At 72.5% G+C, this 11,555-nt stretch carries 11 protein-coding genes; all 11 read left to right on the top strand.

Annotation, left to right across the window (positions count from 1 at the left end; all coding sequences use genetic code 11):
• Positions 1–32: 32 nt before the first annotated feature.
• The 11 genes from dapB to ACFYE1_RS03435 all read left to right on the top strand — a co-directional run bounded on the left by dapB (position 33) and on the right by ACFYE1_RS03435 (position 11,387).
• Entirely contained in the window at positions 33–836 is an 804-nt protein-coding gene (gene dapB / locus ACFYE1_RS03485) for a 4-hydroxy-tetrahydrodipicolinate reductase (protein WP_387739982.1), read from the top strand.
• Between the two features lie 5 nt (positions 837–841).
• Complete coding sequence (locus ACFYE1_RS03480; protein ID WP_387739980.1) at positions 842–1,474, top strand: hypothetical protein; 633 nt, start codon at positions 842–844, stop codon at positions 1,472–1,474.
• A 147-nt stretch (positions 1,475–1,621) separates the two neighbouring features.
• Positions 1,622–2,578: a 4-hydroxy-tetrahydrodipicolinate synthase gene (dapA, locus tag ACFYE1_RS03475; RefSeq protein ID WP_387739979.1), complete on the top strand. Its 957-nt coding sequence runs from the start codon at positions 1,622–1,624 to the stop codon at positions 2,576–2,578.
• 13 nt (positions 2,579–2,591) lie between these two features.
• Positions 2,592–4,283: a ribonuclease J gene (locus ACFYE1_RS03470; RefSeq protein WP_387739978.1), complete on the top strand. Its 1,692-nt coding sequence runs from the start codon at positions 2,592–2,594 to the stop codon at positions 4,281–4,283.
• 62 nt (positions 4,284–4,345) lie between these two features.
• Entirely contained in the window at positions 4,346–7,315 is a 2,970-nt protein-coding gene (locus ACFYE1_RS03465; RefSeq protein WP_387739977.1) for an FtsK/SpoIIIE family DNA translocase, read from the top strand.
• Between the two features lie 38 nt (positions 7,316–7,353).
• Positions 7,354–7,959, top strand: a complete 606-nt coding sequence (pgsA, locus tag ACFYE1_RS03460) for a CDP-diacylglycerol--glycerol-3-phosphate 3-phosphatidyltransferase (protein WP_387739975.1) — start codon at positions 7,354–7,356, stop codon at positions 7,957–7,959.
• Entirely contained in the window at positions 7,956–8,450 is a 495-nt protein-coding gene (locus tag ACFYE1_RS03455) for a CinA family protein (RefSeq protein WP_387739974.1), read from the top strand. Before pgsA ends, ACFYE1_RS03455 begins: the two co-directional genes overlap by 4 nt.
• A 163-nt stretch (positions 8,451–8,613) precedes the next feature.
• Positions 8,614–9,045 carry a helix-turn-helix domain-containing protein gene (locus ACFYE1_RS03450; protein WP_017832912.1) on the top strand — a complete coding sequence of 144 codons (432 nt, stop codon included), beginning with the start codon at positions 8,614–8,616 and terminating at the stop codon, positions 9,043–9,045.
• Between the two features lie 154 nt (positions 9,046–9,199).
• Positions 9,200–9,421, top strand: a complete 222-nt coding sequence (locus tag ACFYE1_RS03445) for a DUF3046 domain-containing protein (RefSeq protein ID WP_387739972.1) — start codon at positions 9,200–9,202, stop codon at positions 9,419–9,421.
• A 231-nt stretch (positions 9,422–9,652) separates the two neighbouring features.
• Positions 9,653–10,759, top strand: a complete 1,107-nt coding sequence (gene recA, locus ACFYE1_RS03440; protein WP_387739970.1) for a recombinase RecA — start codon at positions 9,653–9,655, stop codon at positions 10,757–10,759.
• Between the two features lie 7 nt (positions 10,760–10,766).
• Entirely contained in the window at positions 10,767–11,387 is a 621-nt protein-coding gene (locus ACFYE1_RS03435) for a regulatory protein RecX (protein WP_387739968.1), read from the top strand.
• Positions 11,388–11,555 lie beyond the last annotated feature (168 nt).

Here is an 11,555-nt window from a genome sequence, read left to right as displayed (position 1 = left end):
CCCCACCCGCCCCGTGACCTAGAGTTGGAGCCATGACCGAGCGCACCCCCATCGAGACCACCACCGCCACGGCGACCCCCGCCTCCGAGCTCAGGGTCGCCGTCCTCGGCGCCCGCGGCCGGATGGGCAGCGAGGCCGCGCAGGCGGTCCGGCGCGCCGACGGGCTGCAGCTCGTCGCGGAGCTCGACCACGAGGACTCCCTCGAGGTCCTGGTGGCGGCGGGCGCGCAGGTCGTGATCGACTTCACCGTCCCCTCGGTCACGGAGCACAATGTGCGCTTCGCCGTGGAGCACGGCATCCACTGCGTCGTGGGCACCACCGGCTGGGACGACGAGGGCCTGGACCGGACCCGGGCGCTGCTCGCCCAGCACCAGGGCGTGGGCGTGCTCATCGCCCCCAACTTCTCCATCGGCGCGGTCCTGGCCATGCGCTTCTCCGCGCAGGCCGCCCGGTTCTTCGAGTCCGTCGAGATCGTCGAGCTGCACCACCCGGACAAGGTCGACGCCCCCTCGGGCACGGCCGCGCGCACGGCCGCCCTCGTCGGAGAGGCGCGTCGGGCCGCGGGGGTCGCACCGTCCCCGGACGCCACCGAGCAGGACCCGGACGGGGCCCGCGGCGCGCTCGTGGACGACGTCCGGGTGCACTCGGTGCGCCTGCGCGGGCTGGTCGCCCACCAGGAGACGCTCCTCGGCAACCTCGGCGAGCAGCTCACCATCCGGCACGACTCCTTCGACCGCATCTCCTTCATGACCGGCGTGGTGCTCGGCGTCCGGCAGGTCGTCTCGCACCCGGGGCTCACGCACGGCCTCGAGGACTACCTCGACCTGGGCCTGTAGCGCCGATGGACTCGATCCGGGCCTGGGTCTGGGGACTGTTCGCGGCAGCCCTGCTGACCCTGTGGCTGCTGCCGATCCCCGGCGGCTCGAAGCTGTGGATCCTCGCGGTGCTCGTCTTCGCGGGCGTGTTCACGCTCCTGGAGTCGACGAGCAGGGCGAAGCTGCTCGCCGCGGCCATGGTGACGCTCCTCGTGGTCTACCTGGGCCTGAGCCTGCACCGCGCGGTGCTGCTGCTGGGCACGGAGGGCTGGATCGCCAAGGCGTTCGGCGTCGCCATGCTGGTGCTGCCGGCCGTGGGCGTGTGGGCGCTGGTGCGCGAGATCCTGTTCGGGGTCCGGACCGAGCAGCTCGGCCGGACGCTGCACGAGGAGGGCGGGCTGCCGCCCGACGACCTCCCGCGCACCCCCGGCGGGCGCATCGTGCGGGAGGCCGCCGACGAGCGCTTCGGGACCTACCGGGCGCAGACCGAGGAGGACCCGGGCGACTGGCGCAACTGGTACCGGCTCTCCCTGGCGTACTCGGCCGCCGGGGACCGGACCCGCGCCCGCTCCGCCATGCGGGACGCCGTGGCCCTCTCCCGCGGGCGCGCCGCCCGCAACGTGGAGTCGGCCGACCCCCCGGGCGAGGGGCGGGACTGACCGTCGTGGCCGGCACGACCGGCCCCGCGGACGGCACGGGGACGGCCCGCCGCACGGCCCCGGCGGGGAGCAGGTGCTCGCGGCCGCGGCGGGCTCCCGCCGCCCGCCGGACGGTGCCCCCGGCGCGGAGACGGTAGCCTGGCACCCATGACTGCCAACGCCTCGCCCTCCTCCGCCGACCTCCCCGCGACCCGGTCCGAGCCCCTGTTCGGGACGCTGCTCACCGCGATGATCACCGTCTTCGCCGAGGACGGCGCCGTGGACCTGGACGCCACCGCCACCATGGCCGAGCAGCTCGTCGACGACGGCTGCGACGGCCTCGTGGTGTGCGGCACCACCGGCGAGTACTCCACCATGACCGACGAGGAGAACCTCTCCGTGTTCCGCGCGGTCAAGGACGCCGTCGGCTCCCGCGTGCCCCTCCTGGCAGGCACCGGATCCAACGACACCGAGCACTCCCGCTACCTCTCCCGCGCGGCCGAGAAGCTCGGCATGGACGGACTGCTCATCGTCACCCCGTACTACAACAAGCCCTCCCAGGCGGGCGTCGAGGCCCACTTCCGCAGCCTCGCCGACTCCGTGGACCTGCCCATCATGCTCTACGACATCCCCGGCCGCGCCGGCGTCCCGATCGCCACCGAGACGCTGATCTCCCTGGCCGGGCACCCCAACATCGTGGCCGTCAAGGACGCCAAGGCGGACCTGCTCGCCGCGACCCGCGTGCTGGCCGAGACCGACCTGCTCTACTACTCGGGCGACGACGGGCTGACCCTGCCCTGGATGGCCATCGGCGCCTCCGGGCTCATCGGCGTCACCACCCACGTGGCCACCGCCCGGTACCGCGAGCTCATCGACGCGATCCGCGCCCACGACCTCGGCACGGCCCAGCGGATCAACCTCGAGCTCGAGCCCGTGGTCCGCGCCACCATGACCCGGGTCCCCGGCGCCGTCGCGGCGAAGACGATCCTCACGTGGCAGGGCCGCCTGCCGCACAACACCGTGCGGCTCCCGCACGTCCCGCCCACGGAGGCCGAGGCCGCCCTGATCCGCGCAGACCTGCAGGGCTCGGTCATCTCCGGCACCCTCCTCGAGACCATCGACTGACGAAAGGGGTCCCATGACCCAATGGCACACCGACCTGTCGGCTCCCCCCGCCCTCGGCCCGGACGTCCTGCGCGTCGTCCCGCTGGGCGGGCTGGGCGAGGTCGGACGGAACATGACGGTCTTCGAGATCAACGGGCAGCTGCTCGTGGTCGACTGCGGCGTGCTCTTCCCCGAGGAGACCCAGCCCGGCGTGGACCTCATCCTCCCGGACCTCAACCACATCATCGACCGGCTCGACGACGTCGTGGCCGTGGTGCTGACCCACGGCCACGAGGACCACATCGGCGCCGTCCCGTACCTGCTCAAGCGCCGCCCTGACATCCCCGTGATCGGCTCCCGGCTCACGCTCGCGCTCATCGAGGCGAAGCTCCAGGAGCACCGGATCAAGCCCTACACCATGGCGGTGCGGGAGGGCCAGGTGGAGCGGCTCGGCGAGTTCGAGTGCGAGTTCGTGGCCGTCAACCACTCGATCCCCGACGCCCTCGCGGTGTTCCTGCGCACGAGGGCCGGCTCCGTCCTGCACACTGGCGACTTCAAGATGGACCAGCTGCCGCTCGACGGCCGGATCACCGACCTGCGCCACTTCGCCCGGCTGGGGGAGGAGGGCGTGGACCTGTTCCTCACCGACTCCACCAACGCCGAGGTCCCCGGGTTCACCCCCACGGAGAAGCACATCGGCCCCGTCCTCGCGGACGTGATCGGGCGCGCGCCGAAGCGGGTGGTGGTGGCGTCCTTCTCGTCGCACGTCCACCGCGTGCAGCAGGTGCTCGACGCCGCCGCCGAGCACGGGCGCAAGGTCGCGTTCATGGGGCGGTCCATGGTGCGCAACATGACCATCGCCGAGAAGCTGGGCTACCTCGAGGTCCCCCCGGACACCCTGATCGACCAGAAGCGGATCGACGACCACGCGGACTCGCAGCTGGTCATCATGTGCACCGGGTCGCAGGGGGAGCCGATGGCCGCACTGTCCCGCATGGCCAACGGCGACCACAAGGTCCAGCTCACCGAGGGCGACACCGTGATCCTCGCGTCGTCGCTCATCCCCGGCAACGAGAACTCCGTCTTCCGGATCATCAACGGGCTGATGCGGCTGGGCGCCAACGTGGTCCACAAGGGCACCGCCAAGGTGCACGTCTCCGGGCACGCCGCCGCGGGCGAGCTGCTGTACTGCTACAACATCGTGGAGCCGGGCTACGTCATGCCGGTGCACGGGGAGGTCCGCCACCTCATCGCCAACGGCAAGCTCGCCGAGGCGACCGGCGTGCCCACCGACCACGTGCTCCTGGCCGAGGGCGGCACCGTGGTGGACATGGCCGAGGGCGAGGCGCGGATCACCGGCCAGGTCGAGTGCGGCTACGTCTACGTGGACGGCTCCTCCGTGGGCACCATCACCGACGCCGACCTCAAGGACCGGCTCGTGCTCGCCGAGGAGGGCTTCATCTCCGTCATCACCGTGGTGAACCGGGACACCGGCAAGGTCGTCACCGGTCCGGACGTGCATGCCCGCGGTGTGGCCGAGGACGACAGCGTGTTCGACGAGATCAAGCCGAAGATCACCGCCGCGCTCGAGGACGCCATCAACCACTCGGGCAAGAACCACACCACCCAGCAGCTCCAGCAGGTGGTGCGCCGCACGATCGGCTCCTGGGTCAGCCGCCGGCTGCGCCGAAAGCCCATGATCGTCCCGGTCGTCATCGAGGCCTGAGCGCCAGGTCTTCCTCCGTGCGGCACCGCGGACGGGGGGAGGCCGTGGTCTACCCTGGGAGCATGGCGACTCGTACTTCCCCCGCCCGCAAGGGCGCCTCGACGTCGCGTGGCAAGAACAGCACGTCTTCTGCGCGGTCGTCGGGATCCAGCCGGTCCACCTCCACCCGCCGTCCGTCGACCGCCGGGCGGGGCTCCTCGGCGCCCGCCGGGAGCTCCCCGCGGGTGCTGCACGGGCTGGGCGCCGCCCTGGCGTGGTGCGCCCGCGTCGTCGGCGGCGTCTGGACGGGTCTCGCCCACGTGGTCGGCGGCGCCGTGCGCCGCATGGGCACCCTGCGCACCGACGTGCCCGCGGAGTCGCTGCGGGACGGGGGCGCCCTGTTCCTGCTGCTGCTCGGCCTGCTCGCCGCGGCCGTCGAGTGGTGGAACCTGCCCGGTGCGTCCGCGCCGTGGCTGGCGGTCCCCGCGGTCGCGGTGCACGAGGTCCTCGCCGGGACGTTCGGCTGGACGGCCCTCGTGCTGCCGCTGCCCCTCGTGGGCTTCGCCCTGCGCCGCTTCCGCCACCCCGAGGACACCTCGGCCAACAACCGCATCGCGATCGGTCTGGGCGCCGCCGTCGTCGCGGGCTCCGGCCTGGCGCACGTGCTCCTGGGGCAGCCGTCCCCGAGCCAGGGCCAGGACGCGATCCGGAGCGCCGGCGGCTACGTGGGCTTCCTCGCCGCCGACCCGCTGAGCTCCCTCATCACCCCGGTCGGGGCCGGCGCCATCTTCGTCGTGGCCCTGTTCCTGTCGGTGCTCGTGGTCACCGCGACGCCCGTCAACCTCATCCTGCCCCGGCTGCGGCAGGGCTACTGGCGGCTCATGGGCCAGGACGGCCCGGTCTCCGCGACCGACGTGTCCGCCCCCCGGCACGACCGCTCCTACCTCGAGGAGCACTCCGCGCGCGCCGAGGCCGCCAAGACCCGGCGCGAGAAGCGCCGTGAGCGCAAGGCGGCCGAGGCCGAGCGGCGCGCCCCGGACGGCTACCGCGGGGACGAGGCCTTCGAGCGCGCCGTCGTCGAGGAGGAGGCCGCCGACGACCAGGCGCCCACCCGCGTCTTCGACGTCGACTCCGCGCGCGCCGCCCGGCAGCGGGCCGCCGCGGCGGGGACGGCAGCAGGGCCCGCCGAGACGTCCGCGGCCGAGGGGAGCGACGTCCCGCGGCCGGGTCAGAAGCGACCCACCCAGGAGCAGCTCGCCGCCCGCCGGCTCCGCCGCGATCAGGGCCTCGAGCCGGCCGCGGACACCGCCGCGGGCTCCGGCTCCCCGGCGCTCGAGGACGTGGCCGCCGAGCCCACCGGCTCCACGGCCGTCACCGCCCGCACCCACACCCCCGAGTCGCCCATCCCCGCGCGCGCGGAGCAGCTCAAGCTCGAGGGGGACATCGCCTACTCCCTGCCCGTGCCCGGCGCACTCGTGCAGGGGCCGCCGCCGAAGGAGCGCTCCGAGGCCAACGACGCCGTGGTGGCCGCCCTGACGAGCGTCCTGGAGCAGTTCAACGTGGACGCCGTGGTCACCGGCTTCTCCCGCGGACCCACGGTCACCCGGTACGAGATCGAGCTGGGCTCCGGCACCAAGGTCGAGCGCGTCACGGCGCTGTCCAAGAACATCGCCTATGCCGTGGCCTCCGCGGACGTGCGCATCCTCTCGCCGATCCCCGGCCGCTCCGCGATCGGCATCGAGATCCCGAACACCGACCGCGAGACCGTGTCCCTGGGCGACGTCCTGCGCTCGCACAACGCCCGCAAGACCGAGCACCCCATGGTGATGGGCGTGGGCAAGGACGTCGAGGGCGGCTACGTCGTGGCCAACCTCGCGAAGATGCCGCACCTGCTCGTCGCCGGCGCCACCGGCGCGGGCAAGTCGAGCTTCGTCAACTCGATGATCGTCTCGCTCCTGATGCGTGCCACCCCGGACGAGGTGCGGATGGTCATGGTCGACCCCAAGCGGGTCGAGCTCACCGCCTACGAGGGCGTGCCGCACCTGATCACGCCCATCATCACCAACCCCAAGAAGGCCGCCGAGGCGCTGCAGTGGGTCGTGCGGGAGATGGACGCCCGCTACGACGACCTCTCGCACTACGGGTACAAGCACGTCGACGACTTCAACAAGGCCGTGCGCAACGGCAAGGTGCAGCCCGAGCCCGGTTCCAAGCGCGTGATCCGGCCCTACCCGTACCTGCTCGTGATCGTCGACGAGCTCGCGGACCTCATGATGGTCGCCCCGCGCGACGTCGAGGACGCGATCGTGCGGATCACCCAGCTCGCCCGCGCCGCCGGCATCCACCTGGTGCTCGCGACCCAGCGGCCCTCCGTGGACGTGGTCACCGGCCTGATCAAGGCCAACGTGCCCTCCCGGATGGCGTTCGCGACGTCCTCGGTCACCGACTCCCGCGTGGTCCTGGACCAGCCGGGCGCCGAGAAGCTCATCGGACAGGGCGACGCCCTGTTCCTGCCCATGGGCGCCTCCAAGCCGATGCGCGTGCAGGGCGCGTGGGTCTCCGAGTCGGAGATCCACGAGGTCGTCGACCACGTCAAGGGCCAAATGAAGGCCCACTACCGCCAGGACGTGGTGCAGGAGGCCCCCAGGAAGACCATCGACGAGGACATCGGGGACGACCTCGACGTCCTGCTGCAGGCCACCGAGCTCGTGGTGACCACCCAGTTCGGGTCCACCTCCATGCTCCAGCGCAAGCTGCGCGTCGGCTTCGCCAAGGCCGGCCGGCTCATGGACCTGCTGGAGTCCCGCGGCGTCGTCGGGCCCTCGGAGGGGTCCAAGGCGCGGGACGTGCTCGTCAAGCCCGACGACCTCGCCGCGACCCTCGCCGTGATCCGCGGCGAGGAGCCGCCCGCCCCGCAGGGCGGCTCCGGGGGGTCGGCCGACTACGGCGAGGACCCGGTCGAGGCGTCGCTGGCCCGGACCGCGACCGACCACGGCGACAGCGCCGAGGACCCCGAGGGCTCCGAGGACGCCTGGCAGCTGACCGGTCGCTGAATCGACCCCGCCCCACCCCACCAGGAAGCGAGCACCCGATGAGCCCCGCGGACCCGGCGTCCAACCTCAACCTGCCGAACGCGCTGACCGCCCTGCGCATCGTCCTCGTGCCCTTCTTCGTCTGGTTCCTGTGGGCGGGAGGCACCCAGGGCGAGGACTCCCTGGCCATGCGGTGGACCGCCCTGGCGGTCTTCGCCGTCGCGATGTACACGGACAAGCTCGACGGCGACATCGCCCGGGCGCGCGGTCTGATCACGAGCTTCGGCAAGATCGCCGACCCCATCGCGGACAAGCTGCTGACCGGTGCCGCGTTCGTGGTGCTCTCGATGCTCGGCGAGCTGTGGTGGTGGGTGACGGTGGTGATCCTCGTCCGGGAGTGGGGGATCACTCTCCTGCGCTTCGTCGTGATCCGCTACGGGGTCATGGCCGCCTCGAAGGGCGGCAAGCTCAAGACCGTCCTGCAGACCGTCGCGCTCCTGCTCCTACTGCTGCCGCTGGTGCCGCTGGTCGGCGCGTGGTGGCCGTGGCTGGGCTGGACCGTCATGGGAGCGGCCCTCGTGGTCACGGTCGTGACCGGCGTGGACTACGTGGTGAAGGCGGTGCAGCTGCGCCGCCGGGCGCTGACCGAGCGGGGCGCGGGGTGACGGAGCCGCAGCCGGCCGCCCGGGCGCTCGTCGAGGAGGCCGTCCGCCGGGCGCTCACGATCGCGACCGCGGAGTCGCTCACCGGGGGCGCGCTGGCCGCCGCCGTCGTCGACGTGCCGGGGGCCTCGGCCTGCTTCGAGGGTGCGGTTGTGTCCTACTCGAACCGGGTCAAGACCGAGGTCCTCGGTGTCCCGGCCCGGCTGCTCGCCGAGCGGGGCTCGGTCGACCCGGACGTCGCGGTCGCGATGGCGGAGGGCGCCCGCCGACGCCTGGGCTCGGACTGGGCCGTCTCCACGACGGGCGTCGCCGGCCCCGAGCCGCACGACGGCAAGCCTGTGGGCACGGTCTTCGTGGGCGTCGCGGGACCGGGCGGATCCGCCGTCCACGAGCTGGCCGCCGCCGGGGACCGGGCCGGGATCCGGGCGGCCGCCGTGCGCGCCGCCCTGGAACGGCTCACCGCCGCGCTGGCGCTCCCAGCCAACTCACAGTGAAAAATTGCCCCCTGCGGGGAAGAATGGAATCATCAGCGAGGTTAGCAATGATCGCAGGCTCGAGTTGAGCCGATCGAAGTCAAGATGTCGACCGGCCGGCGCCGGGGCACCGTCCGCAGCAGGCGGTGAAGCTGCCGCACACACGAGGAGACAAGCGATTCACATGACCAAGCAACCCGTGTCCGTCAATGGCGTCGTCCGTTGGAAGGACGTGGGACTCGACGAGGACGACAGCACCGAGACGAAGGACATGAAGATGGGTGTACTCCGCCAGGAGATCGGGGAGGTACTGCGCAGCGTCCGCCAGCGCCAGGGACGCACCCTCCGAGAGGTCTCCCACAGCGCCCGCGTCTCCCTCGGCTACCTCAGCGAGGTGGAGCGCGGCCAGAAGGAGGCCTCCTCCGAGCTGCTCGCGTCGATCTGCGCCGCTCTCGACATCCCGATGTCCCAGATGCTGCGCGAGGTCGCGGACCGCCTGGCCTACGCCGAGGGCCTGCTGGTCCCGGACACGGTGCCCAGCGATCTCACCGAGCAGTACTCGCGGGAGTTCGGCCGCGTCAACGGCGGCGAGGCCGCCGCGGCCGGCGCCCGCTGATCCGCCCGGGCGGCCTGCCGCCCGTCCACGACGTCCCGGAGGGCTCGTCGGTCCCAGGACCGCCGGGCCCTCCGGCCTGTGCCGGCCCGCCCGCGCGGATGGCAGGATGGACGGGCACGAGCCCCGGGCGGCAGCACGACGAAGGAGGACGCGGATGAGGCTGAGCAGCTTCTGGCAGCTCATGGCCGACGAGTTCGGTGCGGGCTACAGCAAGGTCCTGGCCCGGGACCTGGTGCTCGGGGAGCTCGGCCACCGCACGGCCGCCGAGGCCATCGAGGCCGGCGTCGACCCGCGGACCGTGTGGTTCGCCCTCTGCCGGGCGCAGGACGTCCCCGAGTCCCGCTGGTGGGGCGCGGACCGCCCGCCCCGCGACTGACGCGCGCCGGGTTCCCGGCGTGCCCGTGGACCCGGGAACGCTTCGAAGGTATATTCGAAGCAGTGGTGTGGACTGCACAGCCCGGCCCGTCCCGGGACGGTGCTCCCCGCTCCTCCCCAGACCCCGCGCGAAGCCTTACGGTGTCCGACGCCGGCGATACCGTGGAACACGAAAAGACCAGCAGCAACGGTTCCTGCCGCACCGGCGGAACCCCCGAACACGAGGTGGACCATGGCAGCCAAGGGCAGCAACAAGCAGAGCGCCGACCAGCAGTTCGGCAGCGACCGCGAGAAGGCTCTCGAGACCGTGCTCGCGCAGATCGACAAGAACTACGGCAAGGGATCGGTCATGCGCCTGGGGGACCGCCCGGTGACCAAGATCGAGACCATCCCCACCGGCTCCATCGCGATGGACGTCGCGCTGGGCATCGGCGGGTTCCCCCGCGGGCGCGTCGTGGAGATCTACGGCCCGGAGTCCTCCGGCAAGACGACCGTGGCCCTGCACGCGGTGGCCAACGTCCAGAAGGCCGGCGGCATCGCCGCCTTCATCGACGCCGAGCACGCTCTCGACCCGTCCTACGCCGAGAAGCTCGGCGTGGACACCGACAGCCTGCTGGTGTCGCAGCCGGACACCGGTGAGCAGGCCTTGGAGATCATGGACATGCTCGTGGGCTCAGGGTCCATCGACATCATCGTGATCGACTCGGTGGCGGCCCTGGTGCCCAAGGCCGAGATCGAGGGCGAGATGGGCGACAGCCACGTGGGTCTGCAGGCTCGCCTCATGAGCCAGGCGCTGCGCAAGATCACCGGCCGGCTCTCCCACTCGAACACCACCGCGATCTTCATCAACCAGCTGCGCGAGAAGATCGGGGTGTTCTTCGGCAGCCCCGAGACGACCACCGGCGGCAAGGCGCTGAAGTTCTACGCCTCGGTCCGCGTGGACGTGCGCCGCATCGAGACCCTCAAGGACGGGGCCAACCCGGTGGGCAACCGGACCCGGGCCAAGATCGTCAAGAACAAGATGGCTCCGCCCTTCAAGCAGGCCGAGTTCGACATCCTCTACGGGGAGGGCATCTCCACCGAGGGCGGGCTCATCGACATGGGCGTGGAGCACGGCATCGTGAAGAAGTCCGGTGCGTGGTTCACCTACGAGGGCGACCAGCTCGGACAGGGCAAGGAGAACTCGCGCCGGTTCCTCAAGGACAACCCGGAACTGGCCGAGGAGATCGAGCGCCGGATCCTGGTGAAGCTCGGTGTCGTCGAGGAGGCGGCCGAGGAGACCGAGGAGGAGCCGCCCGTGGCCGGGCTGCCCACCGAGGTCGCCGGCCCGGCCTTCTGAGCGGTCCGTGACCGAGAGCCCGTACGCACGCCGGCGCCGCCGGTCCTCCGCCCGCCACCGCGGGCCGGAGGGCCCGGCGGCGTCGTCGTCCCCCGCGCAGGACCCCCGGGAGGTGGCCCGGGCGATCGTCCTGCGCCAGCTCACCGCCTCGGCGAAGAGCCGCAAGCAGCTCGAGGACAAGCTCGCCGACCGCAACGTCCCCGAGGACGTCGCCCGGGAGGTGCTGGACCGGTTCGAGGAGGTCGACCTCGTCGACGACGCCCAGTACGCGGAGCTCTACGTCCGCTCCCGGGCGAGTGCCCGCAAGCTCTCCCGCTCCGCGATCCGGCGGGAGCTCGCCACCCGCGGGGTGACGGGGGAGATCGCCGAGTCGGCGCTCGAGCAGCGGACCGACGAGGACGAGCGGGAGGACGCCGCCGAGCTGGTGCGCCGCAAGCTCCCCGCCGGACTGGACTTGACGGACCGCGCCGCGCGGGACAAGGCCGTGCGGCGGCTGGTCGGAATGCTCGGCCGGAAGGGCTATCCGCCAGGGCTGGCCTTCGCCGTCGTGAAGGAGGAGCTCGAGGAGCGCTCCGGTGCCGCGGTCCGGGACGACAAGATCGGCGAGGAGTACCCGGGCACCCCGTGACCGGGTCCGCCGCGGTCGGCGAGGAGACCCCGGCCACCTCGTGAGCCCGGGACCGGGCCCGCCGGAGGTGGGCGGCGGCGCCGGTCCCGGGTGCCGGCGCCGTGCCCGTGCCGGCCGCCCGCGCGCCGGTGTCCGAACGCCCGCGCGGGCGGCGTCGGGGTCGACAGG

The organism is Kocuria nitroreducens (assembly GCF_042879195.1).
Taxonomy (GTDB): domain Bacteria; phylum Actinomycetota; class Actinomycetes; order Actinomycetales; family Micrococcaceae; genus Kocuria; species Kocuria nitroreducens.
This window is presented reverse-complemented; position numbering and strand designations above follow the sequence as displayed.